Source organism: Enterobacter sp. BNK-13 (genome assembly GCF_048685015.1).
GTDB lineage: Bacteria > Pseudomonadota > Gammaproteobacteria > Enterobacterales > Enterobacteriaceae > Enterobacter > Enterobacter quasiroggenkampii.
The window spans coordinates 2,960,311-2,984,801 of record NZ_JBLQTP010000001.1 but is presented as its reverse complement, the minus strand read 5'-3'; the positions used below and the strand labels follow the sequence as shown (position 1 = coordinate 2,984,801).

Here is a 24,491-nt window from a genome sequence, read left to right as displayed (position 1 = left end):
AGAGGAAAGAAGATGATCGCAGAATTTGAATCACGCATTCTGGCGTTAATTGATGACATGGTGGAACACGCCAGCGATGATGAGCTGTTCGCCAGCGGTTATCTGCGTGGTCACCTGACGCTCGCGGTAGCTGAGCTGGAAGCAGGTGACGATCACTCTGCCGACGCTGTTCATGAGGAAGTGACCCGCAGTCTGGAGAAAGCCATTCAGGCCGGGGAACTTTCTCCGCGCGACCAGTCTCTGGTGCTGGGAATGTGGGACAATTTATTCCAGCAGGCTAAACGCTAAGCCGCCGCCTTCTCTTCCCTCTCCCTGTGGGAGAGGGTTAGGGTGAGGGCACCAGACCGCGCCCTACTTAACCTTCTTCCCCTTCAGCAGTTTCCGTACCCATAATCGATTCGGATTCAGACCCGCAAGCGTAACCCTGTCCAGCGGAATCGGCTCGTCGCTCATCTGCGCGGCTAACACTTCGGCCAGCAGCGGGGCAGAGCACAGCCCGCGGGAACCCAGTCCGCCCAGCATAAACAGCTCTGGATAGACCGGTGAAGTCACCGCCGTTTCCTGGTGTTCAGCCAGATCCTCATAGGCCGCAAGCGTCGCCTCGTAGTCCGGCACGTTGCCCGCCATCGGCAGATGGTCGCGGGTGGCGCAACGCACGCCGCAGCGCGCGTCACCCTCGCTAACGTCGACCTCTTTCGCCCACGCTGCATCCGGGAAACAGTCAATCAGGCGCTGGCGGTTCTGCAACTGATCCGCCTCGCTGTAGTGCATCTCCGTTTCGCCACGATGATAGCTGGCCCCGATGCAGTGATGGCCGTTAGAGGGATTTTGCGGCGTCAGATAGCCGTCATAGCACAGCACCTGACGCAGTTTGCCGAGCGCAGGCGCGGTCGGGATATGGCTCACCTGGCCGCCGACCGGATAAACCGGCAACGTCGCTGTCTGAATAAACTGGCTGATGTGATGCCCGTTGGCCAGCACAACGCTGGCATGGCTCGCCTCCCTGCCATCAGCGAAACGCAGATCCCAGCGTTCTGTCCGGGTGAGCGATGCAACCTTGTGGCCATACTGCACCGTCAGCCCTCGCGACTGCGCCAGGGCAATGACCGCCGCGGTCAGTTCAGCCGGGCACAGCCAGCCGCCGAGCGGATACTGAATGCCCCCACACCCGGTTTCCACGCCAGCGGTGTCTTTAACCTCTTGCGCGCTCACCGCGCGGGCAATCTCTTCGGGCAGGCCCAGAGAGAGCATCTGCGCGATCTTCTGCTGGCTCTTTTCATCCCAGCCAAGCTGCGTGACGCCGCACCAGTCATGGTCGAACGCCACCGGAAGCGCGTCATACAGGCGACGGGCGAAGGTAAACGCTGCCGGGAAAAACTGGAACAGGGCCGGGTCGTGCGCGCTTAAAAGCGGATAGAGCGCCCCCTGACGGTTGCCGGACGCGCCGCTGGCGGGCGCGTCGTCAGCACAGTAGAGCGTGACCTGCCAGCCGCGCTGGAGAAGCGCGAGCGAGAGCAGGGCGCTGGCGATCCCGCCGCCAACGATCGCCACGTCGCGCGATGCGCTGGCGCGGCGCGCAAACCAGGGCGTCTGAGCGGGGATGTCCAGCGTCTGCTCCATCCTGCCGACCAGCATGTCGCGCTTGCGGCCAAAGCCTTTGGTCTTCTGCATGGTAAAGCCCGCCTCCTGCAGCCCACGGCGGACAAAGCCCGCCGAGGTGAAGGTGGCAAGCGTCGCCCCAGGGCGCGCCAGCCGCGCCATCGCGTTAAACAGATGCTGGCTCCACATGTCCGGGTTTTTGGCAGGGGCAAAACCGTCCAGGAACCACGCGTCGACCTTCTGATTCATCGAATCATCGAGCCTGTCGGTCAGGTCGTTGATGTCGCCGAGCCATAAGTCCAGCGTGACGCGTCCGCCGTCCAGCATCAGACGATAACAGCCGCCGATGTGGGGCGGCCACTGCGCCTGAAGCTGCTCCGCCCAGGGCGCAAGCTCCGGCCAGCGCTGGTGGGCAAGCCGCAGATCGTGCGCGGTGAGCGGGAATTTTTCGAAACTGATGAAATGTAATCTTTGTAGCGTAGCCTCGGGGTGAGCAGCGTGGAACTGGTTAAACGCCTGCCAGAGGGTTAAAAAATTCAGCCCGGTGCCGAATCCACTTTCCGCGACCACAAACAGGCTCCGGGGGTGCGCCGGGAAGCGGGTGCTGAGCTGGTTTCCGTCGAGGAAAACATAGCGAGTTTCTTCGAGTCCGTTATCATTAGAAAAATAGACATCATCAAAATCTCGGGAAACAGGTGTACCCTCAGCGTTGAATTCGAGGTTGGCGGGTTGTATAGCGTTTTGTTTCACGTAAGTTACTCGTCTGACAGGCAGTGGCACGATCTTAACGATGTGAGTCCATCGGTGCAAATTTCCGCAGAAAATGTCTGATCGGACTTGTTCGGCGTACAAGTGTACGCTATTGTGCGACTCGAAACTTACTATAGTGCGACTTACAGAGGTATTGAATGAAACGTGCAGTGATTACTGGCCTGGGCATTGTTTCCAGCATCGGTAATAACCAGCAGGAAGTCCTGGCATCTCTGCGTGAAGGACGCTCCGGGATCACTTTCTCTGAAGAGTTTAAAGATTCAGGTATGCGTAGCCACGTATGGGGTAACGTCAAACTGGACACCACCGGTTTGATTGACCGCAAAGTGGTTCGTTTCATGAACGATGCCTCTATTTATGCTTATCTCTCCATGCAGGAAGCGATCAAAGATTCTGGCCTGAGCGAAGAGGTTTATCAGAACAACCCGCGCGTGGGTTTGATCGCCGGTTCCGGCGGCTCATCTAAAGCGCAGGTATTTGGTGCTGACGCAATGCGTAGCCCGCGTGGTCTGAAAGCGGTAGGTCCGTACGTGGTTACTAAAGCCATGGGTTCTGCGGTTTCCGCATGCCTGGCGACCCCGTTCAAAATCCACGGTGTGAACTACTCCATCAGCTCTGCGTGTGCGACTTCCGCGCACTGCATCGGTAATGCTGTTGAGCAGATCCAGCTGGGTAAACAGGACATCGTATTTGCTGGCGGCGGCGAAGAGCTGGGCTGGGAAATGGCCTGCGAATTCGACGCGATGGGCGCACTGTCCACTAAGTACAATGAGACTCCGGACAAAGCTTCCCGTACCTACGATGCGCACCGTGACGGTTTCGTCATCGCGGGCGGCGGCGGTATGGTTGTGGTTGAAGAGCTGGAGCACGCCCTGGCACGTGGTGCGCACATCTATGCTGAGATCGTGGGCTACGGTGCAACGTCTGACGGCGCTGACATGGTTGCGCCATCCGGCGAAGGCGCGGTACGCTGCATGAAGATGGCGATGCACGGCGTTGACACCCCAATCGACTACCTGAACTCTCACGGTACCTCTACGCCGGTAGGCGACGTGAAAGAGCTGGGTGCGATCCGCGAAGTCTTCGGCGACAACAGCCCGGCGATCTCTGCGACCAAAGCCATGACCGGTCACTCTCTGGGTGCGGCTGGCGTTCAGGAAGCGATCTACTCTCTGCTGATGCTGGAAAACGGCTTTATCGCCCCAAGCATCAATATCGAAGAGATGGACGAGCAGGCTGCTGGCCTGAACATCGTGACCAAACCAACGGAAGCGACGCTGACTACCGTCATGTCCAACAGCTTCGGTTTCGGCGGCACCAACGCCACGCTGGTCATGCGTAAGCTGAAAGCATAAGTTTTATGTTTGATTCAGAAGGGGAGCCATAAGGCTCCCTTTTTTTATGCATTGACAAGCAGCTGATCTCACAGGCAAACTTCACCACTCAACATTATCCTCACGATAATGCGTAAGCGTTTAACGTCAACCAACGCACCTTAATCCTGATAATCAGGTAGAGGGGGCGTGGCATTTCCCCGCCTTACTCTTCATTTCGGAGTAAAGCATGACTGCAGTAACACAAACAGAAACAACCCCTTCAGCGAACGTCTCGCTGTTCCGTATCGCCTTTGCGGTATTTCTGACCTATATGACCGTTGGCCTGCCGCTGCCGGTGATCCCGCTGTTCGTTCATCAGGAGCTGGGCTATGGCAACACCATGGTCGGCATTGCCGTGGGCATTCAGTTTTTAGCCACGGTGTTAACCCGCGGATACGCCGGACGACTGGCGGATCAGCACGGTGCAAAACGCTCGGCGCTGCAGGGGATGTTTGCTTGCGGGCTGGCGGGCGGCGCCTGGCTGCTGGCGGCTCTTCTGCCGGTCGATGCGGCGTATAAATTTGCGCTGCTGGTGCTGGGCCGTTTAATTCTTGGCTTCGGTGAAAGCCAGTTGCTGACTGGTACCCTGACCTGGGGAATGGGGTTGGTGGGGCCAGCACGTTCCGGCAAGGTGATGTCCTGGAACGGCATGGCCATCTACGGCGCGCTGGCCGCCGGTGCACCGCTTGGCCTGCTGATCAACAGCCAGTTTGGTTTTGCGGCGCTGGCTGCCACCACCATGGCGCTGCCGCTGGTGGCATGGGCGTTTAACGGCTCGGTGCGTAAGGTACCTGCGCACAAAGGCGAGCGTCCTTCCCTGTGGAGCGTGGTCGGCCAAATCTGGCAGCCGGGCCTGGGTCTGGCGCTGCAGGGTGTGGGTTTTGCGGTAATAGGGACGTTCGTCTCGCTCTATTTTATGAGCCGCGGCTGGGCGATGGCCGGTTTTACGCTTACCGCGTTTGGCGGCGCGTTTGTTCTGATGCGCGTGCTTTTTGGCTGGATGCCGGATCGCTTCGGCGGCGTGAAGGTGGCGGTGGCGTCGCTGGTCATTGAAACCATCGGTCTTCTGCTGTTATGGAACGCACCCGTGGCATCCGTGGCGCTTCTGGGGGCGGCGCTGACCGGCTGCGGCTGTTCTCTGATCTTCCCGGCGCTGGGCGTTGAAGTGGTGAAGCGCGTGGCCCCTCAGGTGCGCGGGACGGCGCTGGGCGGCTATGCGGCGTTTCAGGATATCTCATACGGCGTTACCGGGCCGCTGGCCGGGCTGTTAGCGACCTCGTTTGGCTATCCGTCCGTCTTCCTGGCCGGTGCGGTTTCCGCGGTGGTGGGGATCGTGGTGACGCTGGTGGCGTTTCGCAGAACGTGAGTCTTTGTTGCCGGGTGGCGGCTGCGCCTTACCCGGCCTACGGTTCGAGCCGTTGTAGGCCCGGTAAGCGCAGCGCCACCGGGCAAAATATCAGGCAACCAGCCAGAAAATCGCCAGCGCAATCAGCAGTGCAATAAACATCAATCCCGGACGCGCAGAGAGGGTTCTGAAGGTCTCCACGACCGGCGCAAACAGCGGGCTGTAGATCGGCTGAACATTTCTCACCTCCGGCACGCCACCTTCACGTTCGGCGCGGCGAACGAAGATCTGGTTGAGCAGGTCCTGCACCTGCGCGGTAGTCAGCACCGTCTGCGGCGTGGCCTGCCAGTTTTGCTGGGCATAATCCCGAATCACCTCGAACTCGTGCGGCTCAAGCGGCTGTTTCAGCGCGGCCTGGACAGTATGCAGGGTAGGGGCGCTCTGGGTGCTGAGCGTCTGGCGAGCCTGGAGCCAGGTCACCAAATGGGTAAACTGTTTGGCCGGGATCAGCTCGCCCGCCTTCACGCCGGACAGCTCCAGCATGGATTGCCAGATGAGCTTCGTCGGCTCGCCGGTGGCCGCGGCCAGCTTGGTCACCATCTGCTTGAGCGTATTGTGCTCGGCGGGCAGCAGCGGACGCTCGGTCGCCGGGCGCACCTGTGGCTGCGGAATCGACAGCTCATTGTTCTGCAGCAGCGTCAGCACGGTTTTGAGCTGATCGGGCGTCAGCTGGCCCAGCGCGGTCTGACCATACTGCTGGCGAATAAAATCACTCACCGCCTGGCGGTTATTTCCTTGGCCCAGCAGCTCCGTCAGCTGAGAAACAATCTGGCGCGTGGTGTGGTTCTGCTGCGCGGTCGTAATACGCTGGTTCAGATTTTGCTCGGCAGCGGGGAAATGGCGCGACTGCAGCGGTGCGTCGTTCCTCACGCCTAAATCATGCTTCACCCCGGCCCAGACTTCCGCGTTTTGCTGCGAAGTCAGCGCAATCAGGCGCGTGATCAGTCGCTCCAGCACGGTGCGCTGTTGCGTGGATAGCGGTTGTTCACCGGCAACGTTTGGCGTGACAGGGCTTTCACCCGGAGGGCGTGGCGGCGTACCTGAAATGGGCTGCATCGTCAAAAATCCTTAAAGTCAAAACTCAGCGTAAACCTGGCAGACGTATATGCCTGGCGGCCAGATTATGGCACACTTGGCAGGTTTTCTTCCTCTCAAACAGGTACTCAGACGTGAAAATCCTCGTTGATGAAAATATGCCTTACGCCCGTGAGCTGTTTAGCCGCCTGGGTAACGTTAAGGCTGTTCCTGGTCGCCCGATCCCGGTCAACGAACTGGACGACGCCGACGCCCTGATGGTGCGCTCGGTGACCAAAGTAAATGAGGCGTTGCTCGCCGGTAAGGCGGTTAAGTTCGTTGGGACCGCAACGGCAGGGACCGATCATGTGGATGATAAATGGCTGAAGCAGGCCGGAATCGGTTTCTCCGCCGCGCCGGGCTGTAACGCGATTGCCGTCGTGGAATACGTTTTCTCCTCGCTGCTGATGCTGGCCGAGCGCGACGGGTTTGCGCTGAAAGACCGCACCGTGGGGATTGTCGGCGTGGGTAACGTCGGCGGGCGCCTGCAAAAGCGCCTGGAAGCGTTAGGGATCCGCACGCTGCTGTGCGATCCGCCGCGCAAAGACAATGGCGATGACGGGGATTTCCGCTCGCTGGACGAGCTGGTTGAACAGTGTGACGTGCTGACGTTCCACACGCCGCTGTTTAAAGAGGGGCCGTATAAGTCGCTGCATCTTGCCGATGAGGCGCTCATTCGCCGTCTGAAGGCTGGCACTATTCTGATAAATGCCTGTCGTGGTCCGGTAGTCGATAACGCCGCGCTGCTGACGTGTCTGAACGAAGGACAAGATCTCAGCGTGGTGCTGGACGTCTGGGAGCCGGAGCCGGACCTCAACGTTGAGCTGCTTAACAAGGTGGACGTGGGCACCGCACATATCGCCGGTTATACCCTCGAAGGGAAAGCCCGCGGCACGACGCAGGTCTTCGAGGCCTACAGCGCCTTTATCGGTCATCCGCAGCAGGTGGCGCTGGATACCTTACTCCCCGCGCCTGAATTTGGCCGCATTACCCTTCACGGCCCGCTCGATCAGGCAACGCTGAAAAGGCTGGTGCATTTGGTGTATGATGTGCGCCGCGATGATGCGCTGCTGCGTAAAGTGGCAGGGATCCCGGGTGAGTTTGATAAGCTGCGCAAGCACTACGTTGAGCGCCGCGAGTGGTCTTCCCTGTATGTCATGTGCGACGATGCGTCGGCGGCGACGCTGCTGCACAAACTGGGGTTTAACGCCGTTCATCACCCGGCGCATTAATGTCTTCTTAATGCTCCCTGTCGGATACTCCGACAGGGACGCTTTTTTATTTCTGGAGTAAACCACCATGTCTGAAGGCTGGAACATTGCCATTTTAGGTGCCACGGGTGCCGTGGGCGAAGCCCTGCTCGAAACGCTTGCTGAGCGTCAGTTCCCGGTGGGCGATATCTATGCGCTGGCGCGTACCGATAGCGCGGGTGAGCATCTGCGTTTTAACAGTAAATCCGTCATGGTTCAGGATGCGGCGGCGTTCGACTGGACGCAGGCGCAGCTGGCGTTTTTCGCCGCAGGCGCTGAAGCCACTGCGGCGTACGTTGAAGAGGCGACCAACGCAGGCTGCCTGGTCATCGACCTGAGCGGCCTGTTCTCCATGGAGCCGGATGTGCCGCTGGTGGTGCCGGACGTGAACCCGTTTGTACTGGCTGATTACCGCAACCGTAACGTCATTGCGGTACCGAACAGCCTGACCAGCCAGCTGCTGACCGCCCTGAAACCGCTGATCGACGACGGCGGCCTGTCGCGCATTACCGTCACCAGTCTGCTGTCCGCGTCCGCAAACGGCAAAAAGGCCGTTGACGCGCTGGCCGGGCAGAGCGCGAAGCTGCTGAACGGCATTCCGATTGACGAAGATGATTTCTTTGGCCGCCAGCTGGCGTTCAACATGCTGCCGCTGCTGCCGGACCGCGAGGGCTCCGTGCGCGAAGAGCGTCGTATCGTCGATGAAGTGCGTAAAATTCTACAGGACGATGGCCTGATGATCTCCGCAAACGTCGTGCAGTCCCCGGTCTTCTACGGTCACGCGCAGATGGTCGGCTTTGAAGCGCTGCGTCCCCTCGCGGCAGAAGAGGCGCGCGATGCGTTTGGCCGCGGGGAAGACATCGTCCTCTCTGAAGAGAGCGAGTTCCCGACCCAGGTGGGCGATGCCACCGGCAGCGCGCATCTTTCCGTTGGCTGCGTGCGTAACGACTACGGTATGCCGGAGCAGATCCAGTTCTGGTCCGTTGCCGACAACGTTCGTTTCGGCGGCGCGCTGATGGCGGTCAAGATCGCTGAAAAACTGGTGCAGGAGTACCTGTACTGATGTCAGACGTGGAACAAAAGCCGGTTCATAAAATTGCCCTCGGTATTGAGTACGATGGCAGTAAATATTATGGCTGGCAGCGTCAGAATGAGGTGCGCAGCGTCCAGGAGAAGCTGGAGAAAGCGCTCTCTCAGGTGGCAAACGAGCCGATTAACGTCCTGTGCGCAGGCCGTACGGATGCGGGCGTTCACGGCACGGGGCAGGTGGTGCACTTTGAAACCACCGCCGTGCGTAAGGATGCCGCCTGGACGCTGGGGGTAAATGCGAATTTGCCTGGTGACATTGCAGTGCGCTGGGTGAAAGCTGTGCCGGATGATTTTCACGCGCGCTTCAGCGCCACCGCGCGTCGCTACCGTTATGTCATCTACAATCAGCGTCTGCGTCCGGCGGTGTTAAGCCAGGGCGTGACGCATTTTTATGAACCGCTCGATGCGGAACGTATGCATCGCGCGGCGCAGTGTCTGATTGGGGAGAATGACTTTACCTCGTTTCGTGCGGTGCAGTGTCAGTCCCGCACGCCGTGGCGTAACGTCATGCACATCAACGTCAGCCGTTTTGGCGCGTATGTGGTGGTGGATATCAAAGCCAATGCCTTTGTACATCATATGGTGCGGAATATTGTGGGCAGCCTGATGGAAGTGGGTGCCGGACACCAGCCGGAGAGCTGGATTGCAGACCTGCTGGCAGCGAAGGACAGAACGCTTGCGGCAGCCACGGCGAAAGCGGAAGGGTTGTATCTGGTCTCGGTAGACTATCCGGATCGGTTTGACCTGCCGAAACCGCCAATGGGTCCGCTGTTTTTAGCGGACTAAACAAAGGTGCAATTAGGGCTTAGACAATATGGACGTAATTCGTTTTTTAATTGATTTCATCCTGCATATTGATGTTCACCTGGCGGAGCTGGTCGCGCAGTATGGCGTCTGGGTTTACGCTATTCTGTTCCTCATTCTGTTCTGTGAAACCGGGCTGGTTGTCACGCCGTTCCTGCCGGGGGATTCCCTGCTGTTCGTTGCCGGGGCGTTATCGGCGCTGCCCACCAACGATCTGAACGTGCATCTTATGGTGGTGCTGATGGTGATTGCCGCCATCGTCGGTGATGCGGTCAACTACACGATTGGACGCGTATTCGGTGAGCGGCTGTTCAGTAATCCGGATTCAAAAATTTTCCGTCGCAGCTATTTAGACAAAACCCATGCGTTTTATGAACGCCATGGCGGAAAAACCATTATCCTTGCGCGCTTTGTGCCTATTGTGCGTACATTTGCACCGTTTGTGGCGGGAATGGGGCATATGTCCTATCGTCATTTTGCCATGTATAACGTCGTGGGGGCGCTGTTGTGGGTGCTGCTGTTTACTTATGCAGGCTACCTGTTTGGCGATCTCCCGGTGGTTCAGGAAAATCTTAAGTTACTGATTGTAGCGATTATTGTGCTTTCCGTACTGCCTGGCGTTATCGAAATCATTCGTCACAAACGTGCGGCGGCAAAGCAAGCGAAGTAAATGCACACTGGCGGTTCGACCACTTTTTTATCCAAAGTTTCGGGCTGTTATGTTTTAATGTGCAACATTCATGGTCTGTTGGAGGCAAAAATGGCATTATTCGCCTCTTATAGCAAAACTGGCATACGACCAGGTTCAGGCAGAAAGGTTATCAATGAGCTGGATTGAACGAATTAAAAGCAACATTACCCCAACGCGTAAAGCGAGCATTCCTGAAGGGGTATGGACGAAGTGTGATAGCTGCGGCCAGGTTCTGTATCGCGCAGAGCTGGAGCGCAACCTTGAGGTGTGTCCGAAGTGTGACCACCATATGCGTATGTCGGCGCGCAACCGCCTGCATAGCCTGCTGGACGAAGGTTCTCTGGTAGAACTGGGCAGCGAGCTTGAGCCAAAAGACGTGCTGAAGTTCCGCGATTCCAAAAAATATAAAGATCGTCTGGCCTCTGCACAGAAAGAGACCGGCGAGAAAGACGCGCTGGTCGTCATGAAAGGCACCCTGCACGGGATGCCGGCTGTTGCCGCTGCGTTTGAGTTCTCCTTTATGGGCGGCTCAATGGGCTCCGTGGTCGGTGCGCGCTTCGTACGTGCCGTTGAGCAGGCGCTGGAAGACAACTGTCCGCTGATCTGCTTCTCTGCCTCCGGCGGTGCGCGCATGCAGGAAGCGCTGATGTCGCTGATGCAGATGGCAAAAACCTCTGCAGCGCTGGCGAAGATGCAGGAGCGCGGTCTGCCGTATATCTCCGTGCTGACCGACCCAACCATGGGCGGCGTCTCCGCGAGCTTCGCGATGCTGGGCGATCTGAACATCGCTGAGCCAAAAGCGCTGATCGGCTTTGCGGGTCCTCGCGTTATCGAGCAGACCGTTCGTGAAAAACTGCCGCCGGGCTTCCAGCGCAGTGAGTTCCTCATCGAGAAAGGCGCCATCGACATGATCGTCCGCCGTCCGGAAATGCGCCTGAAGCTGGCGAGCATCTTGGCGAAGCTGATGAATCTGCCAGCGCCGAACCCGGATGAACCGCGCGAAGGCGTGGTGGTACCGGATCAGGAACCCGAGGCCTGATAACTGAAAAGGGCAGGGCCGGTTGGCGCTGCCCTTTTGCTTTCTAATCTGTTAATGACAACCGGGCATTATGGAAAATAAAAGCATTCCCCAAGCCACGTCGCCCCTGGCCGCGTGGCTTTCTTATCTGGAAAACCTGCACAGTAAAACCATCGATATGGGGCTTGAACGCGTAAGCCAGGTTGCGGCGCGTCTTGACGTGCTCAAACCGGCGCCTTTCGTGTTCACCGTCGCGGGAACCAACGGCAAAGGCACGACCTGCCGTACGCTGGAATCCGTCCTGATGGCGGCGGGTTACAGGGTTGGCGTTTACAGCTCTCCACACCTGGTACGCTACACCGAGCGGGTTCGCGTACAGAACCGCGAGCTGCCGGAATCCGCGCATACGGCGTCGTTTGCTGAAATTGAAGCCGCGCGCGGAGAGATCTCATTAACCTATTTTGAATACGGTACCCTGTCGGCCCTGTGGCTGTTTAAACAGGCGCAGCTGGATGTGGTGATCCTTGAGGTCGGTCTCGGCGGACGTCTTGATGCGACCAATATCGTGGATGCGGACGTGGCGGTGGTGACTTCCATCGCGCTGGATCATGTCGACTGGCTGGGGCCCGATCGTGAAAGTATCGGCCGTGAGAAGGCCGGTATTTTCCGGGCAAATAAGCCCGCGGTGGTTGGCGAGCCGGATATGCCGCATACCATTGCTGACGTGGCGAAGGAGAAGGGCGCGCAGCTGCTGCGCCGCGGTGTTGACTGGCAGTATGAGGTTCAGGACAACGGCTGGCGCTTTAGCGATGCGCAGGGCGCGCTCGACAACCTGCCGCTGCCCCAGGTGCCGCAGCCGAACGCAGCCACCGCGCTGGCGGCACTGCGCGCCAGCGGCCTCGTGGTCAGCGAACAGGCGATCCGCGAGGGCATACAAAATGCGATTCTGCCCGGACGTTTCCAGATTGTGAGCGAGTCACCGCGCCTGATCCTGGATGTGGCGCACAACCCCCACGCGGCGGCGTATCTCGCGGGACGTCTCAAATCGTTACCAAAAACCGGGCGCGTGCTGGCGGTTATCGGTATGCTTCATGATAAAGATATCGGCGGGACGCTGGCCTGCATGGAGAGTGTGGTCGATAGCTGGTATTGTGCTCCTCTGGAGGGGCCGCGCGGCGCGACGGCTGAGCAGCTGATGGAACATCTCGGCAAAGGCGCAATCTACAGTAGCGTGGCGCAGGCCTGGCATGCCGCGATGGCGGATGCTAAACCAGAAGATACCGTGCTGGTGTGTGGTTCATTCCACACGGTGGCACATGTCATGGAAGTGATGGACGCGGGGAGAACCGGTGGCGAGTAAGTTTCAGAACCGTTTAACAGGAACCATTGTGCTGGTCGCGCTCGGGGTGATTATTCTTCCCGGGCTGCTCGACGGGCAGAAAAAGCATTATCAGGATGAGTTTGCCGCGATTCCGCTGGTGCCGAAACCGGGTGACCGCGATGAGCCGGATATGCTGCCCGCGGCGACGCAGGCGCTGCCTGCTCAGCCACCGGAAGGCGCGGCGGAAGAGGTGCGCGCGGGTGATGCCGCCGCACCGTCGCTCGACCCGTCTCGCCTGGCGGCCACGAGCAACAGCGATATCGATCCTGTGCCGGTCGAGCAGCCTAAACCGGTTGAAAAACCGAAGCCGGTTGAGAAGCCGCAGCCGAAACCGCAGCGTGATAAAGCGGCAGAACAGCTCGCCGCGGCGTCAGAGACGCCTCCGCCAGCAAAACCGACGCAGCAGGACGCTGCTGCCCCAACGGGTAAAGCCTATGTGGTGCAGCTCGGTGCATTGAAAAATGCCGATAAAGTCAACGAGGTCGTGAGCAAACTGCGCAGTGCAGGATATCGTGTTTACACTTCACCTTCCACGCCGGTGCAGGGTAAAATTACGCGTATCCTCGTGGGGCCAGAAGCGTCTAAAGACAAACTGAAAGGGTCGCTGGGTGAGCTGAAGCAGATCTCCGGCCTGAGCGGTGTGGTGATGGGCTACAGCGCAAACTAAGTACGACCTGCTCCTTTAAGAGAGAGGCGATAAGCCACGGCGTTGAACATTTTTTCAGCGCCTTTTTTATTTACGCGCGGGAAGGAAATCCCTACGCAAACGTTTTCTTTTTCTGTTAGAATTCGCCCCGAACTGGATGACAGGGCGTTAAATCGTGGGACACATATGGTCTGGATTGATTACGCCATCATTGCGGTGATTGGTTTTTCCTGTCTGGTTAGCCTGATCCGTGGCTTTGTTCGTGAAGCGTTATCGCTGGTGACCTGGGGTTGTGCTTTCTTTGTCGCCAGTCATTACTACACTTACCTGTCTGTCTGGTTCACGGGCTTTGAAGATGAACTGGTCCGAAATGGAATCGCTATCGCGGTGCTGTTTATCGCAACGCTGATTGTCGGCGCTATCGTGAATTACGTGATAGGTCAGCTGGTCGAGAAAACCGGTCTGTCAGGAACGGACAGGGTGCTCGGGATCTGTTTCGGGGCATTACGAGGCGTGCTGATTGTGGCCGCGATCCTGTTCTTCCTGGATACCTTCACCGGGTTCTCCAAAAGTGAAGACTGGCAGAAATCGCAGCTCATTCCAGAGTTCAGCTTTATCATCAGATGGTTCTTTGACTATCTGCAAAGCTCGTCGAGTTTTTTGCCCAGGGCATAAACCCTGAGATGTGGCTTAACGAGGAAAAGACGAATGTGCGGTATTGTCGGTATCGCCGGTTTCATGCCGGTAAACCAGTCGATTTATGACGCGTTAACGGTGCTTCAGCACCGTGGGCAGGATGCTGCGGGTATCATCACCATTGATGCAAACAACTGCTTCCGTTTACGCAAGGCGAATGGCCTGGTAAACGATGTGTTTGAAGCCCGCCATATGCAGCGTCTGCAAGGTAATATGGGGATCGGTCACGTTCGTTATCCTACTGCTGGCAGTTCCAGCGCCTCTGAGGCACAGCCTTTCTACGTCAACTCACCGTATGGCATCACCCTTGCTCATAACGGCAACCTGACCAACGCGCATGAGCTGCGCAAAAAGCTGTTCGAAGAGAAACGTCGCCACATTAACACCACCTCTGATTCTGAAATCCTGCTCAATGTGTTCGCCAGCGAGCTGGATAACTTCCGCCACTATCCGCTGGAAGCAGACAATATTTTTGCCGCGATTGCCGCGACAAACCGTCAGATCCGCGGCGCGTACGCCTGCGTGGCGATGATCATCGGTCACGGTATGGTCGCCTTCCGCGACCCAAACGGCATTCGTCCGCTGGTGCTCGGCAAGCGCGACCTCGGCGATGGCCGTACTGAATATATGGTTGCCTCAGAGAGCGTGGCGCTGGACACCCTGGGCTTCGAATTCCTGCGCGACGTGGCGCCGGGCGAAGCGGTGTATATCACCGAGAAGGGCCAGCTGTTCACCCGCCAGTGTGCCGACAACCCGGTCAGCAACCCGTGCCTGTTTGAATACGTTTACTTTGCCCGTCCGGATTCGTTCATCGACAAGATTTCCGTCTACAGCGCGCGCGTCAATATGGGCACGAAGCTCGGCGAGAAGATTGCCCGCGAGTGGGACGATCTGGACATCGACGTGGTGATTCCTATCCCTGAAACTTCCTGCGATATTGCGCTGGAGATTGCCCGCATTCTGGATAAGCCATACCGTCAGGGCTTCGTGAAGAACCGCTACGTTGGCCGCACGTTTATCATGCCGGGGCAGCATCTGCGTCGTAAGTCCGTGCGCCGCAAGCTGAACGCCAACCGCGCGGAATTCCGCGATAAGAACGTTCTGCTGGTGGATGACTCCATTGTTCGTGGCACCACCTCTGAGCAGATTATCGAGATGGCGCGCGAAGCGGGTGCGAAGAAAGTCTATCTGGCCTCTGCTGCGCCGGAGATTCGCTTCCCGAACGTGTACGGTATTGATATGCCAACCGCCAACGAGCTGATCGCTCATGGCCGTGAAGTGGATGAAATTCGCCAGATCATCGGCGCTGATGGCCTGATTTTCCAGGACCTGAACGATCTCATCGACGCGGTACGTGCCGAGAATCCAGAAATTCAGCAGTTTGAATGCTCCGTGTTCAACGGTATTTACGTGACCAAGGACGTTGACCAGCAGTACCTCGACTATCTTGATTCGCTGCGCAACGACGACGCCAAAGCCGTCCAGCTGCAGAACGATCTTGAAAGCTTAGAGATGCACAACGAAGGTTGATGCTCTGGCAGGTGAGGGCGTATGCCCTCACTTGCAACTCCCCGGAAAATCCTGCACAGTCTGCCCTGAAATCAGTAAGGGCGAAAATCATGAAACGACTCATAGTTGGGCTCAGCGGCGCCAGCGGCGCGATTTACGGCGTACGTTTGTTACAGGTTCTGCGTAACGTGGCGGACGTCGAAACCCATCTGGTGATGAGCCAGGCGGCGCGGCAGACCCTCTCTCTGGAAACCGATCTCTCCCTGCGTGATGTTCAGGCGCTGGCGGATGTCGTTCACGATGCCCGTGATATCGCTGCCAGCATCTCCTCAGGCTCGTTTAAAACAGCCGGCATGGTTATCCTGCCCTGTTCAATTAAAACGCTCTCCGGCATTGTGAATAGCTATACGGACACCCTGGTGACGCGCGCGGCGGATGTGGTGCTGAAGGAGCGGCGTCCTCTGGTGCTGTGCGTGCGGGAAACGCCGCTGCACCTGGGCCATCTGCGCTTAATGACGCAGGCTGCGGAGCTGGGCGCGGTCATCATGCCGCCGGTACCCGCGTTCTACCATCGCCCGCAAACGCTGGACGACGTCATCAATCAGACGGTTAACCGGGTGCTCGATCAGTTTGACATCGACCTGCCCGACGATCTCTTCACCCGCTGGCAGGGTGCCTGAATCTGTGCACAAACCTGGTGCATGAAAAGACAAGTTGCCCTGTTTCAGGGCAATTATGCAACGGCGATCATATCCTCGACATTTAATTCGTTTTTTCCCTTTTTCTCTCTCCGGTTCGTTCGGCAGACCTGCTATCTTTCACCATTAAGGCAATATCGCAACGTTTTATTAACATATTTAACGTCGAAGTTTTGACCAGACGGCAATGTGGCATAAGACCTGCAAGATGAAGCCTGCAACACAACACACAACACAATACATAATAAAATCACGGTACTTGAGGGTAAATGTATGAAGAAGACGGTTCTGGCTCTGTCTTTGCTCGTGGGGTTAAGTGCGGCAGCAGGTAGCTACGCAGCGCTTCCACAGACGGTACGTATCGGTACAGACGCAACCTACGCGCCATTCTCTTCCAAGGATGCGAAAGGCGATTTCGTGGGGTTTGATATCGATCTGGGTAATGAAATGTGCAAGCGCATTGCGGTGAAATGCACATGGGTGGGCAGCGACTTTGACGCGTTAATTCCGTCGCTGAAAGCTAAGAAAATCGACGCCATTATCTCTTCTCTCTCCATCACCGAAAAACGCCAGCAGGAGATTGCCTTCTCTGACAAGCTCTACGCCGCGGATTCTCGCCTGATTGCCCCTAAAGGCTCTCCGATTAAGCCCACCATCGACTCGCTGAAAGGCAAACACGTCGGCGTGCTTCAGGGCTCGACGCAGGAAGGCTATGCCAATGCTAACTGGCGTGAGAAGGGCGTAGACGTGGTGGCTTATCAGAACCAGGATCTGATTTACTCTGACCTGGCGGCAGGCCGTCTGGATGCGGCATTCCAGGATGAAGTCGCCGCGAGCGAAGGCTTCCTGAAGCAGCCTGCGGGCAAAGAATTCGCGTTTGCAGGCCCGTCGGTGAAAGACAAAAAGTACTTTGGTGACGGCACCGGGATTGGCCTGCGTAAGGATGATACCGAGCTTAAAGCCGCCTTTGACAAAGCCTTTGCGGAGCTGCGTAAAGACGGTACTTACGACAAACTGGCGAAGAAATACTTCGACTTCAACGTATACGGTGAATAAACCCTGGCGCTAACGCACTGTAACGGTGCGTTACGGGAGCGGTTGACCCAATACGGTGCATCTGTTGCACCGTATTGGATCGCTTTGTGCATACTTACGCATTTATAATGCAAAAATTCCCGCCTGAAAGGCATTAATCTTTGCCTGACTGAGGGGATTAATGGCACATTAGCACCACCCCGTCGTCGTAAAAATCCCGTATGAAGACAGTTTGTTGAGGACAAATATGAAAAAACTCGTGTTGTCATTATCACTGGTACTGGCCTTTTCCAGCGCCACCGCGGCATTCGCAGCTATTCCGCAGAAAATTCGCATTGGTACCGATCCAACCTATGCGCCGTTCGAATCGAAGAATTCAAAGGGTGAACTGGTCGGTTTTGACATCGATCTGGCCAATGAGCTGTGCAAACGCATCAAAGCACAGTGTACCTACGTTGAGAACCCGCTGGATGCGCTGATCCCCTCCCTGAAAGCGAAAAAAATCGATGTGATCATGTCCTCCCTCTCCATCACCGAAAAACGCCAGCAGGAGATTGCCTTCACCGACAAACTCTACGCGGCCGATTCACGTCTGGTGGTGGCGAAATCGTCTGACATTCAGCCTACGCTGGAGTCGCTGAAGGGCAAACGCGTGGGCGTGCTGCAGGGCACTACCCAGGAAACCTACGGTAACGAACACTGGGCACCGAAGGGGATTGAAATTGTCTCCTATCAGGGCCAGGAAAATATCTACGCTGACCTGACGGCAGGCCGAATTGATGCGGCATTCCAGGATGAAGTCGCGGCTAGCGAAGGCTTCCTGAAAACGCCGGTGGGTAAAGATTACAAGTTTGGCGGCCCGTCCATTAAGGATGTGAAGTTGTTTGGTGTGGGCACCGGTATGGGCCTGCGCAAAGAAGACAACGAGCTGCGTGAGGCGCTGAACAAAGCGTTCGCTGAAATGCGCGCTGACGGCACCTACGATAAGCTGGCGAAAAAGTACTTTGATTTTAATGTTTACGGCGGCTAATCGCCCCGTCATATAACGTGCGGCCCCTCCCACGGTGGGAGGGGAAAAGACACGGTTCCACCACTCACGATACGACAGGGCTCGCGGTATGCTGTACGGATTTTCTGGCGTTATTTTACAGGGCGCGCTTGTCACCCTTGAGCTGGCTATCAGCTCCGTGGTGCTGGCGGTGCTGATAGGTCTGGCAGGCGCAGGGGCGAAGCTTTCGGCTAACAAACCGCTGGCGCTGATCTTTGAAGGCTACACCACGCTTATTCGCGGCGTTCCCGATCTGGTGCTGATGCTGCTTATCTTTTACGGTCTCCAGATTGCGCTGAACAGCGTGACGGACGCGATGGGCATGGGACAAATTGATATCGACCCAATGGTGGCCGGTATTATTACCCTCGGTTTTATCTACGGCGCCTACTTCACCGAAACCTTCCGCGGTGCTTACATGGCCGTGCCGAAAGGTCACATTGAGGCGGCAACCGCATTTGGTTTTACCTCATCACAAACGTTTCGTCGGATTATGTTCCCGGCCATGATGCGCTATGCGCTCCCGGGCATCGGCAACAACTGGCAGGTTATCCTCAAAGCGACAGCGCTGGTCTCGCTGCTCGGTCTGGAAGACGTCGTGAAAGCGACTCAACTGGCGGGCAAGAGCACCTGGGAGCCGTTCTACTTTGCGGTGGTGTGTGGCGTGATTTATCTGGTCTTTACGACCGTCTCCAATGGTGTGCTGCTTCTGCTCGAGCGTCGCTACTCCGTGGGTGTGAAGAGGGCTGACCTGTGATTGAGATTATTCAGGAATACTGGAAATCGCTGCTGTGGACGGATGGCTACCGCTTTACCGGCGTGGCGATTACGCTCTGGCTGCTGATCTCCTCCGTAGTGATGGGCGGTATTCTGGCGGTGTTTCTCGCCATTGGCCGCGTGTCGAACAATAAATTTATCCAGTTCCCGATCTGGCTCTTCACCTACGTGTTTCGCGGTACGCCGCTGTACGTGCAGCTGCTAGTGTTCTACTCGGGGATGTACACGCTTGAGATCGTAAAAGGCACTGAGATGCTGAATGCGTTCTTCCGCAGCGGTCTGAACTGTACGGTGCTGGCGTTGACGCTCAACACCTGCGCCTACACCACCGAAATTTTCGCGGGGGCAATTCGCTCTGTCCCTTACGGTGAGATTGAAGCCGCGCGGGCCTACGGCTTCTCGTCGGTGAAACTGTACCGCTGCATCATTCTGCCGTCGGCCTTGCGTATCGCGTTACCGGCGTACAGTAACGAAGTGATTTTGATGCTGCATTCGACCGCGCTTGCCTTTACCGCGACGGTGCCGGATCTGCTTAAAATCGCGCGCGATATTAACTCCGCGACCTATCAGCCGTTTACCGCATTTGGCATTGCGGCGGTGCTCTATTTAATTATCTCTTATGTTCTGATTAGCCTGTTCCGTAAGGCTGAAAAACGCTGGTTGCAGCATATAAAACCTTCTTCGACGCACTGAGAAAGATGATGGCTGAGAACAAATTAAACGTTATTGATTTGCACAAACGCTACGGCGAACATGAAGTGCTGAAAGGGGTGTCGCTGCAGGCTAACGCGGGCGACGTGATCAGTATCATCGGCTCATCCGGCTCGGGTAAAAGTACCTTCCTGCGCTGCATTAACTTCCTCGAAAAGCCGAGCGAAGGCTCGATTGTGGTGAGCGGGCAGAACATCAACCTGGTGCGTGACAAAGACGGCCAGCTGAAGGTGGCCGATAAGCACCAACTGCGTCTGCTGCGTACGCGTCTGACGATGGTGTTCCAGCATTTTAACCTCTGGAGCCACATGACGGTGCTGGAGAACGTGATGGAAGCGCCGGTTCAGGTGCTTGGCCTGAGCAAGCATGAAGCCCGCGAGCGCGCGGTGAAATACCTGGCAAAAGTGGGCATCGACGAGCGCCAGCAGATGAAATACCCGGTGCATCTCTCCGGCGGTCAGCAGCAGCGTGTCTCCATTGCGCGCGCGCTGGCGATGGAGCCCGAGGTGCTACTGTTCGACGAACCGACCTCCGCGCTCGACCCGGAACTCGTTGGCGAAGTGCTGCGCATCATGCAGAAGCTGGCTGAAGAGGGCAAAACGATGGTGGTGGTGACGCACGAGATGGGCTTTGCCCGTAACGTCTCGAACCACGTGATTTTCCTGCACCAGGGGAAAATTGAAGAGCAGGGGCATCCGGACGAGGTGCTGGCGAACCCGCAAAGCCCGCGTTTGCAGCAATTCCTGAAAGGCTCCCTGAAGTAAGAGGGCATCAGACCGCAGTGCAGGCCAATCGCCCGGTGGCGCTTCGCTTACCGGGCCTACGGGCTGGATGTTCTCCCTCTCCCTGTGGGAGAGGGTCGGGGTGAGGGCATCAGACCGCAGTGCAGCCTAATCGCCCGGTGGCGCTTCGCTTACCGGGCCTACTAATTCCGTTGTCGGCCGGCATATTCCAGCCGGTACACCCAGTCGTCATAGCGCACGCCGTCAATCTCATACGCCTTTTCCAGCACCTGCATACGCACAAACCCGGCTTTCTCCAGCACCCGCACCGAACCGCCGTTGTCCGCCAGCACATACGCGTTAATCGCCTTCACGCCGGTCTGGTTGAACGCATAATCACACACCGCGCGCAGCGCCTCGCTGGCGATACCTTTCCCTTGCGCGGCAGGTACAACCGTATAACCGATATCCGCCTCTTCACGATTCTCTGCGCTGATTTGCAGGCCGATATCGCCCAGCGGCGTATCATCATCCCGGGCGCGAATGACAAACACATGAGCAGCAGCGAGTCGCGCGGCAAACACGCGTCGGGTCTCTTTTTCCGGGGCGATGGCGGCCATATAGCGCATGATGCGGCGATCTTCACGTAGCGAGCGGAAGAAGGCCCAGTCAGTGGGTTCGAAAGGGGTGAGGTGAAGTCGGGGTGTGGTGATGGTTGCCATTGTGACGCCATATCTTCGGAAAATGGCCTGTCACTGTACCATATTCACCGCACCACATCCCCCAGCGCCTCTTCTAATTCATACCAGCGGAACGCAAACCCGGCCGCTTCCAGTCGTTTTGGCAGCGCTCTCTGTCCGCCTAATACCAGAACAGACGCTTCACCCATCAGCAGACGAATGACCGTGGCAGGCACGCGCAAAATTGCCGGACGGTGCAGGGCATGCCCCAGCGCGTGAGCAAACTGTTCATTACGCACCGGATACGGCGCAACCATATTGAACGGCCCGCGCAGATCGTTATCCAGCAGCCAGAGAATCCCGTTGACCATATCGTCGATATGGATCCAGGCCATATACTGACGGCCATTACCAATGGGGCCGCCGAGTCCGAGCCTGAAAGGGGGAAGCATCTTCGCCAAAATGCCGCCTTTTGGTGCCAGAACGACACCGGTCCGCAGCAGGCAGACGCGGGTTCGATCGCTTTGCGCCGCACTGGCGATACGCTCCCACTGGGCGCAGAGTTTGTGGGTAAACTCGTTATGGGGCGGCTCTTCCTCGGTCACCACCACCTCGCCAAGATCGCCGTAGTAGCCCACGGCGGAACCCGAAATCAGCACGGAAGGCGGCGTGTGGCTGTTGCGGATCAGCTCGACCAGCTTTTCGGTGATGTTCCACCGGCTGCTGCATAACAGCTGTTTTTGCTCTTCCGTCCAGCGCTTATCGGCGATGGGTTCACCCGCGAGGTTAATGACGGCGTCGAAGCCGTCCAGATTTTGCTGATCGGCCAGATTTTTCCAGATATCGACACCCGCCCCCAGCACCTGACGCGCTTTCTCCGGGCTGCGCGTGACCACGGTAATGTCGTGATGCAAGGCCTGCAGACGCGCAATGAGGTGACGACCAATCAGGCCTGTACCGCCGGTCAGCAAAATCTTCATACAACCTCCAGGTTTACGCCTGGCGCCGCCAGCTTAACGTCATGGAGACGGAATCGGCGTAGCGCAGGGCGTGAAGTTTATCGATCTCAACTTCAGCATAAGTGACCCAGTGATGTTCGCGTGCGATATCGAGCACATCCTGAGTTAATTTTTCCAGCAGAGAGAAGCGGTTATTCTCCACAAACTGGATAATGTTCTTGGTGATTGTGCGGTAGTTCAGCGCGTCATTGATATCTTCGCTGGCGCGCGCTTTGTCTGCGGGATAGTGAATCACCACGTTAATGACAATATCCTGACGGTTGGCGATCTCTTCCTCTTTGATACCGATAAAGGTACGCAGGCGTAAATTTTTTATACGAATAATGGCGTCTGGCTGTGACATTGCAGGTCTTCTCCGTGTCAGTATTTCCTGCCCATAATACATGAGTGCCTCACAGGCACCCAGCCTCATACCGGGTTAAATTTGCTGGATTTTTTGCATCGCCCGCTCGGTCGCCGGGCGGGTCCGGATGCGCTCGAACCAGTTGTTTACCGCCGGGTAAGAGGCCAGGTCAATTCGGTGTTTTTCATGCGTATTCACCCATGGCCAGCAGGCGATATCGGCAATACTGTAATGATCGCCCCCGAGCCACGGCGTTTTCTTCAGCCGACGGTTCAGAACGTCATAGAGCCGCTGCGTCTCGACCTGATAGCGTTCTATCGCGTAAGGAATGGGCTGCGGGGCGTAAGCGGTAAAGTGATGATTTTGACCCAGCATGGGGCCCAGCCCGCTCGCCTGCCAGAAAAGCCACTGCAGGGTATGGTGACGCTCACGCAGCTCGCCGCTCAGCAGCTTGCCGGTTTTCTCTGCCAGATAGAGTAAAATTTCACCGGATTCAAACAGGCTCAACGGTCTGCCCCCGTCCGCCGGCTGGTTATCAATAATGGCCGGGATTTTATTGTTCGGCGAGATAGCCAGAAAAAGAGGGCTGAACTGTTCGCCTTTGCTGATATCCACGCGAATGATCCTGTAATCCAGCTCGGCTTCTTCAAGAAAGAGGGTGATCTTATGGCCGTTTGGGGTAGGGGCGTAATAAAGGTCGATCATTCTCAACTCCTGTCCATGCGAAGAGTGGTGCCATGACAAATGAGTATAGGTGGTTGTTGTAAATCGTGAGTTTTCATCAAGTGACAGCGAGGCAAAGAGATTATATGTTGAGTAAAAACCGATCAGCCTATGAGGATGTTATGAACCAGCCCGTCATCACGTTGTGGTCCGATGCGAACTTCTTTTCCCCCTATGTTATGAGCGTATACGTTGCGCTGGCCGAAAAAGGGCTCACCTTTACGCTGAAGACCGTTGATCTTGACGGTGGTGAGCATCTTAAACCGCACTGGCAGGGCTACGATCTGACCCGACGCGTGCCGGTGCTGGAGATTGATGGATTTGCCCTGAGCGAATCGTCGGCGATCGATGAGTATCTGGAAGATCGGTTCGCCCCCCCGGAGTGGGAACGTATCTATTCTCACGATCTGCAAAAGCGCGCCCGGGCGCGGCAGATCCAGGCGTGGCTGCGAAGCGATCTGGTGCCGATTCGCGTCGAACGCTCCACGGACGTTGTGTTTGCCGGGGTGAAAAAGCCAGCTCTCAGCGCAGAAGGTGCAGAAAGCGCGCAGAAGCTGATTGAAACCGCCACCTCGCTGCTCGCCCATGGCAACCCAAACCTGTTCGGCGAGTGGTGCATTGCCGATGCCGATCTGGCGTTGATGTTAAACCGCCTGATCCTCAACGGTGATGAGGTGCCGCAACTGCTGGTGGATTATGCCGCGTTCCAGTGGCAGCGTGCCTCCGTGCAGCGCTATGTGGCACTCTCGGCTAAGCGCGCGGGCTGATAAGCCCTGCCGCTTCAGGTATCATGGGGGCAGTCTGTTTTCCCGAGGAGTGACTGATGAAACTGATGTTTGCGTCGGATATCCATGGATCGCTGCCCGCTACCGAGCGTGTCCTTTCCCTGTTTGCACAAAGCGGTGCGCAGTGGCTGATTATTTTGGGCGACGTGTTGAATCACGGCCCGCGCAACGCGCTGCCAGAGGGCTATGCCCCTGCGCAGGTCGCGGAAAAACTCAACCAGTTCGCCTCGCGCATCATTGCCGTTCGCGGCAACTGCGACAGCGAAGTGGACCAGATGCTGCTGCATTTCCCCCTTACCGCACCGTGGCAACAGGTGCTGCTTGAACAACACCGCCTGTTCCTGACCCACGGGCATCTTTTCAGCCCGGATAATCTTCCGGCCCTCGCGGCTGGCGATGTCCTGGTTTACGGTCATACTCATATTCCGGTTGCGGAAAAACGCGGTGAGATTTATCACTTTAATCCGGGCTCGGTCAGCATCCCAAAAGGCGGATATCCTGCGAGCTACGGCATGCTGGAAGGAAATACCCTGAGCGTTATCGCACTTAATGATCAGCAAGTTATTGCGCAGGTAGCGATTAATCCGTAAGTTACACCTCAACTGCAAACGCGCCGAAAGAGCGCTTAGAAGAGAAGGTTT

Annotated in this window: 26 protein-coding genes; 20 read left to right on the top strand and 6 right to left on the bottom strand. The window is 57.0% G+C overall.

The window, feature by feature from the left end:
* Positions 1-12: 12 nt before the first annotated feature.
* Positions 13-288, top strand: coding sequence for a YfcL family protein (locus ACMGGQ_RS14415; RefSeq protein ID WP_008502607.1), 276 nt, complete (start codon positions 13-15; stop codon positions 286-288).
* Positions 289-351: 63 nt separating this feature from the next.
* On the opposite strand, the gene mnmC is transcribed toward ACMGGQ_RS14415, so the two are convergent.
* On the bottom strand, positions 352-2,349 hold the full coding sequence (gene mnmC / locus ACMGGQ_RS14410; protein WP_420290195.1) for a bifunctional tRNA (5-methylaminomethyl-2-thiouridine)(34)-methyltransferase MnmD/FAD-dependent 5-carboxymethylaminomethyl-2-thiouridine(34) oxidoreductase MnmC: 1,998 nt from the start codon (positions 2,347-2,349) through the stop codon (positions 352-354).
* 158 nt (positions 2,350-2,507) lie between these two features.
* On the opposite strand from mnmC, the gene fabB reads away from it, so the two are divergent.
* A complete protein-coding gene (gene fabB / locus ACMGGQ_RS14405; protein WP_014832795.1) occupies positions 2,508-3,725 on the top strand; it encodes a beta-ketoacyl-ACP synthase I in 1,218 nt (405 codons plus the stop codon).
* A 208-nt stretch (positions 3,726-3,933) separates the two neighbouring features.
* Complete coding sequence (locus tag ACMGGQ_RS14400; RefSeq protein ID WP_039023974.1) at positions 3,934-5,112, top strand: MFS transporter; 1,179 nt, start codon at positions 3,934-3,936, stop codon at positions 5,110-5,112.
* A gap of 90 nt (positions 5,113-5,202) precedes the next feature.
* Here ACMGGQ_RS14400 and flk read toward each other — a convergent pair whose 3' ends face one another.
* A complete protein-coding gene (gene flk, locus ACMGGQ_RS14395; RefSeq protein ID WP_045908740.1) occupies positions 5,203-6,207 on the bottom strand; it encodes a flagella biosynthesis regulator Flk in 1,005 nt (334 codons plus the stop codon).
* Between the two features lie 113 nt (positions 6,208-6,320).
* Here flk and pdxB point away from each other — a divergent pair, with 113 nt between their 5' ends.
* From pdxB to hisP, 15 genes are all read left to right on the top strand, one after another.
* The gene (pdxB, locus tag ACMGGQ_RS14390; RefSeq protein ID WP_069720437.1) at positions 6,321-7,457 is read left to right on the top strand and encodes a 4-phosphoerythronate dehydrogenase PdxB; all 1,137 of its coding nucleotides are present in this window, start codon (positions 6,321-6,323) and stop codon (positions 7,455-7,457) included.
* Between the two features lie 67 nt (positions 7,458-7,524).
* The gene (locus ACMGGQ_RS14385) at positions 7,525-8,538 is read left to right on the top strand and encodes an aspartate-semialdehyde dehydrogenase (RefSeq protein ID WP_111967581.1); all 1,014 of its coding nucleotides are present in this window, start codon (positions 7,525-7,527) and stop codon (positions 8,536-8,538) included.
* Entirely contained in the window at positions 8,538-9,350 is an 813-nt protein-coding gene (gene truA, locus ACMGGQ_RS14380; protein ID WP_008502600.1) for a tRNA pseudouridine(38-40) synthase TruA, read from the top strand. Before ACMGGQ_RS14385 ends, truA begins: the two co-directional genes overlap by 1 nt.
* A 28-nt stretch (positions 9,351-9,378) precedes the next feature.
* A complete protein-coding gene (locus tag ACMGGQ_RS14375; RefSeq protein ID WP_008502599.1) occupies positions 9,379-10,038 on the top strand; it encodes a DedA family protein in 660 nt (219 codons plus the stop codon).
* Positions 10,039-10,192: 154 nt separating this feature from the next.
* Positions 10,193-11,098: an acetyl-CoA carboxylase, carboxyltransferase subunit beta gene (gene accD / locus ACMGGQ_RS14370; protein WP_023312564.1), complete on the top strand. Its 906-nt coding sequence runs from the start codon at positions 10,193-10,195 to the stop codon at positions 11,096-11,098.
* 70 nt (positions 11,099-11,168) lie between these two features.
* The gene (gene folC / locus ACMGGQ_RS14365) at positions 11,169-12,437 is read left to right on the top strand and encodes a bifunctional tetrahydrofolate synthase/dihydrofolate synthase (protein WP_262790491.1); all 1,269 of its coding nucleotides are present in this window, start codon (positions 11,169-11,171) and stop codon (positions 12,435-12,437) included.
* Complete coding sequence (gene dedD / locus ACMGGQ_RS14360) at positions 12,427-13,125, top strand: cell division protein DedD (protein ID WP_045908737.1); 699 nt, start codon at positions 12,427-12,429, stop codon at positions 13,123-13,125. The genes folC and dedD overlap by 11 nt, the downstream gene beginning before the upstream one ends.
* Positions 13,126-13,290: 165 nt before the next feature.
* Entirely contained in the window at positions 13,291-13,779 is a 489-nt protein-coding gene (gene cvpA / locus ACMGGQ_RS14355; RefSeq protein WP_000262116.1) for a colicin V production protein, read from the top strand.
* Positions 13,780-13,812: 33 nt separating this feature from the next.
* A complete protein-coding gene (purF, locus tag ACMGGQ_RS14350; protein ID WP_021241570.1) occupies positions 13,813-15,330 on the top strand; it encodes an amidophosphoribosyltransferase in 1,518 nt (505 codons plus the stop codon).
* Positions 15,331-15,419: 89 nt separating this feature from the next.
* Positions 15,420-15,989 (top strand): UbiX family flavin prenyltransferase, encoded by a 570-nt coding sequence (locus ACMGGQ_RS14345; RefSeq protein WP_048224260.1) that lies wholly within the window; start codon positions 15,420-15,422, stop codon positions 15,987-15,989.
* 291 nt (positions 15,990-16,280) lie between these two features.
* Positions 16,281-17,063 (top strand): lysine/arginine/ornithine ABC transporter substrate-binding protein ArgT, encoded by a 783-nt coding sequence (gene argT / locus ACMGGQ_RS14340; protein WP_023616063.1) that lies wholly within the window; start codon positions 16,281-16,283, stop codon positions 17,061-17,063.
* 226 nt (positions 17,064-17,289) lie between these two features.
* The gene (gene hisJ, locus ACMGGQ_RS14335) at positions 17,290-18,072 is read left to right on the top strand and encodes a histidine ABC transporter substrate-binding protein HisJ (protein WP_008502592.1); all 783 of its coding nucleotides are present in this window, start codon (positions 17,290-17,292) and stop codon (positions 18,070-18,072) included.
* Between the two features lie 88 nt (positions 18,073-18,160).
* Complete coding sequence (locus tag ACMGGQ_RS14330) at positions 18,161-18,847, top strand: histidine ABC transporter permease HisQ (protein WP_014832782.1); 687 nt, start codon at positions 18,161-18,163, stop codon at positions 18,845-18,847.
* Positions 18,844-19,560, top strand: a complete 717-nt coding sequence (locus ACMGGQ_RS14325; protein WP_008502590.1) for an ABC transporter permease — start codon at positions 18,844-18,846, stop codon at positions 19,558-19,560. The genes ACMGGQ_RS14330 and ACMGGQ_RS14325 overlap by 4 nt, the downstream gene beginning before the upstream one ends.
* 8 nt (positions 19,561-19,568) lie before the next feature.
* A complete protein-coding gene (gene hisP, locus ACMGGQ_RS14320) occupies positions 19,569-20,342 on the top strand; it encodes a histidine ABC transporter ATP-binding protein HisP (RefSeq protein ID WP_045908735.1) in 774 nt (257 codons plus the stop codon).
* A gap of 161 nt (positions 20,343-20,503) precedes the next feature.
* On the opposite strand, the gene ACMGGQ_RS14315 is transcribed toward hisP, so the two are convergent.
* The 4 genes from ACMGGQ_RS14315 to yfcG form a co-directional block, all read right to left on the bottom strand.
* The gene (locus ACMGGQ_RS14315; RefSeq protein WP_252073039.1) at positions 20,504-21,022 is read right to left on the bottom strand and encodes a GNAT family N-acetyltransferase; all 519 of its coding nucleotides are present in this window, start codon (positions 21,020-21,022) and stop codon (positions 20,504-20,506) included.
* A 44-nt stretch (positions 21,023-21,066) separates the two neighbouring features.
* Positions 21,067-21,960, bottom strand: coding sequence for a TIGR01777 family oxidoreductase (locus ACMGGQ_RS14310; RefSeq protein WP_045908733.1), 894 nt, complete (start codon positions 21,958-21,960; stop codon positions 21,067-21,069).
* Positions 21,961-21,973: 13 nt separating this feature from the next.
* Positions 21,974-22,342, bottom strand: a complete 369-nt coding sequence (gene folX, locus ACMGGQ_RS14305) for a dihydroneopterin triphosphate 2'-epimerase (protein ID WP_023616057.1) — start codon at positions 22,340-22,342, stop codon at positions 21,974-21,976.
* Between the two features lie 75 nt (positions 22,343-22,417).
* Positions 22,418-23,047 (bottom strand): GSH-dependent disulfide bond oxidoreductase, encoded by a 630-nt coding sequence (gene yfcG / locus ACMGGQ_RS14300; RefSeq protein ID WP_032646621.1) that lies wholly within the window; start codon positions 23,045-23,047, stop codon positions 22,418-22,420.
* A 140-nt stretch (positions 23,048-23,187) separates the two neighbouring features.
* Between yfcG and yfcF the strand changes: the two genes are divergently transcribed.
* Both yfcF and yfcE read left to right on the top strand, forming a co-directional pair.
* Complete coding sequence (gene yfcF, locus ACMGGQ_RS14295; RefSeq protein ID WP_420290194.1) at positions 23,188-23,832, top strand: glutathione transferase; 645 nt, start codon at positions 23,188-23,190, stop codon at positions 23,830-23,832.
* 56 nt (positions 23,833-23,888) lie between these two features.
* Positions 23,889-24,440 carry a phosphodiesterase gene (gene yfcE, locus ACMGGQ_RS14290; RefSeq protein ID WP_063622172.1) on the top strand — a complete coding sequence of 184 codons (552 nt, stop codon included), beginning with the start codon at positions 23,889-23,891 and terminating at the stop codon, positions 24,438-24,440.
* Positions 24,441-24,491 lie beyond the last annotated feature (51 nt).

Bases quoted from the DNA above. Each gene is read 5' to 3' on its own strand.
- ACMGGQ_RS14415 (WP_008502607.1), top strand. From the start codon at position 13: ATGATCGCAGAATTTGAATCACGCATTCTGGCGTTAATTGATGACATG.
- fabB (WP_014832795.1), top strand. From the start codon at position 2,508: ATGAAACGTGCAGTGATTACTGGCCTGGGCATTGTTTCCAGCATCGGT.
- ACMGGQ_RS14400 (WP_039023974.1), top strand. From the start codon at position 3,934: ATGACTGCAGTAACACAAACAGAAACAACCCCTTCAGCGAACGTCTCG.
- flk (WP_045908740.1), bottom strand. From the start codon at position 6,207: ATGCAGCCCATTTCAGGTACGCCGCCACGCCCTCCGGGTGAAAGCCCT.
- ACMGGQ_RS14385 (WP_111967581.1), top strand. From the start codon at position 7,525: ATGTCTGAAGGCTGGAACATTGCCATTTTAGGTGCCACGGGTGCCGTG.
- truA (WP_008502600.1), top strand. From the start codon at position 8,538: ATGTCAGACGTGGAACAAAAGCCGGTTCATAAAATTGCCCTCGGTATT.
- ACMGGQ_RS14375 (WP_008502599.1), top strand. From the start codon at position 9,379: ATGGACGTAATTCGTTTTTTAATTGATTTCATCCTGCATATTGATGTT.
- accD (WP_023312564.1), top strand. From the start codon at position 10,193: ATGAGCTGGATTGAACGAATTAAAAGCAACATTACCCCAACGCGTAAA.
- folC (WP_262790491.1), top strand. From the start codon at position 11,169: ATGGAAAATAAAAGCATTCCCCAAGCCACGTCGCCCCTGGCCGCGTGG.
- cvpA (WP_000262116.1), top strand. From the start codon at position 13,291: ATGGTCTGGATTGATTACGCCATCATTGCGGTGATTGGTTTTTCCTGT.
- purF (WP_021241570.1), top strand. From the start codon at position 13,813: ATGTGCGGTATTGTCGGTATCGCCGGTTTCATGCCGGTAAACCAGTCG.
- ACMGGQ_RS14345 (WP_048224260.1), top strand. From the start codon at position 15,420: ATGAAACGACTCATAGTTGGGCTCAGCGGCGCCAGCGGCGCGATTTAC.
- argT (WP_023616063.1), top strand. From the start codon at position 16,281: ATGAAGAAGACGGTTCTGGCTCTGTCTTTGCTCGTGGGGTTAAGTGCG.
- hisJ (WP_008502592.1), top strand. From the start codon at position 17,290: ATGAAAAAACTCGTGTTGTCATTATCACTGGTACTGGCCTTTTCCAGC.
- ACMGGQ_RS14330 (WP_014832782.1), top strand. From the start codon at position 18,161: ATGCTGTACGGATTTTCTGGCGTTATTTTACAGGGCGCGCTTGTCACC.
- hisP (WP_045908735.1), top strand. From the start codon at position 19,569: ATGGCTGAGAACAAATTAAACGTTATTGATTTGCACAAACGCTACGGC.
- ACMGGQ_RS14315 (WP_252073039.1), bottom strand. From the start codon at position 21,022: ATGGCAACCATCACCACACCCCGACTTCACCTCACCCCTTTCGAACCC.
- ACMGGQ_RS14310 (WP_045908733.1), bottom strand. From the start codon at position 21,960: ATGAAGATTTTGCTGACCGGCGGTACAGGCCTGATTGGTCGTCACCTC.
- folX (WP_023616057.1), bottom strand. From the start codon at position 22,342: ATGTCACAGCCAGACGCCATTATTCGTATAAAAAATTTACGCCTGCGT.
- yfcG (WP_032646621.1), bottom strand. From the start codon at position 23,047: ATGATCGACCTTTATTACGCCCCTACCCCAAACGGCCATAAGATCACC.
- yfcF (WP_420290194.1), top strand. From the start codon at position 23,188: ATGAACCAGCCCGTCATCACGTTGTGGTCCGATGCGAACTTCTTTTCC.
- yfcE (WP_063622172.1), top strand. From the start codon at position 23,889: ATGAAACTGATGTTTGCGTCGGATATCCATGGATCGCTGCCCGCTACC.